The organism is Salinicola sp. MH3R3-1 (assembly GCF_001937155.1).
Lineage (GTDB): Bacteria > Pseudomonadota > Gammaproteobacteria > Pseudomonadales > Halomonadaceae > Salinicola > Salinicola halophyticus.
In genome coordinates, this window is sequence record NZ_MSDP01000054.1 from 1 (window position 1) to 1,246 (window position 1,246).

Consider the following 1,246-nt stretch of genomic DNA (forward strand, 5'->3'; position numbering starts at 1 on the left):
TCAAGAGCACGAGTGCCGGCGCGGCTTCGCCAGCCGACCAGCTCGCCGCTGCCGGCGGTGCATTCCGCGAGCAGCTCGAAGCTGCTCGCGGCGGCGACCGCGAAGCGTTGAATTCGATCACCCAGTACGCCGATCGATACATGTCAGCCCAGCGCAACTGGAGCGGAAGCGGCGGCGAGACCGCGACGGTCATCGACAGAATCGAGACCGCGCTCTCCCAGCTACCCGAACAGCTCTCCCCTGAGCAGTTCTTGAGCGACGAATTCGCGAAGCAGATCGCAGGCCAGACCGACTCGCTGGCGACCGCCATCGACTTGAACGGTGATGGCACGAAGACCGCGCTCAAAGCGGCCATTACGAAGAACCTGGACACCACGTCTCGTCTCTCGGCATCCCTCGTCGAGACGATGCGTGCAGCCGGTGATAAGGCGCTGACCGTTAGCCAGGTGCGCGGAGCGCTGGCTGGCAAAGCCACCGATGCCGAGATCTCGTCCCTGATCGGTCGAGTCGACGCCAACGGCGACGGCATGATCAGTGCCACCGAGCTCGCTGCCGCCGATACGACATCCAACCTCGTCGGCACGCTGCGCGACCAGTTTGGGGATCTCTCGAACCAAATGCTCACGGGTGGCCAGATCCGCTCGGCGCTCGCAGGCAAAGCCACCGATGCCGAGATCTCGTCCCTGATCGGTCGGGTCGACGCCAACGGCGACGGCATGATCAGTGCCACCGAACTCGCTGCCGCTGACACCACGTCCAGCCTGGTTCGCTCCCTTCAGAAGGAATTCGGCGGCTTGGCAAGTACGGTCCTGACCGTTAGCCAGGTGCGCGAGGCGCTGGCAGGCAAAGCCACTGACGCCGAGATCACCAAGCTCGTCGAGACGCTGGACGCGAACGGCGATGGCCTCATCACACTCGCAGAGGCACAGCGTGAGGCGACTGCGGGACTTCCTGGGGCAATCGCGGCGTCTTTGGCACCTCTGTTCGATTCGATTGATCTGAACCTGGATGGCGTTATCACGTTCGACGAGATGCGCCGAGCGCTATCCGGCATCGCATCAGACGACCAGCTCCGCCAGATATTCCGCACGCTGGACGTGAACGGCGATGGACAGATCACGCGTCTCGAGGCGCTTCGCCAGTCCACCGACCGGACAGGCGATAACACCGGCGACATTTCAGGGCTGACGGACAGAACGCTGGGCCAGTTAGCGAGCATGGATAAACACGTTCGCTACGATTGGCG

At 63.4% G+C, this 1,246-nt stretch carries 1 protein-coding gene; it reads left to right on the forward strand.

Annotation, left to right across the window (positions count from 1 at the left end; all coding sequences use genetic code 11):
- Positions 1-1,246 (forward strand): EF-hand domain-containing protein (locus tag BTW08_RS18180; protein WP_210403278.1); only part of this gene is annotated, 1,246 nt, incomplete at both ends.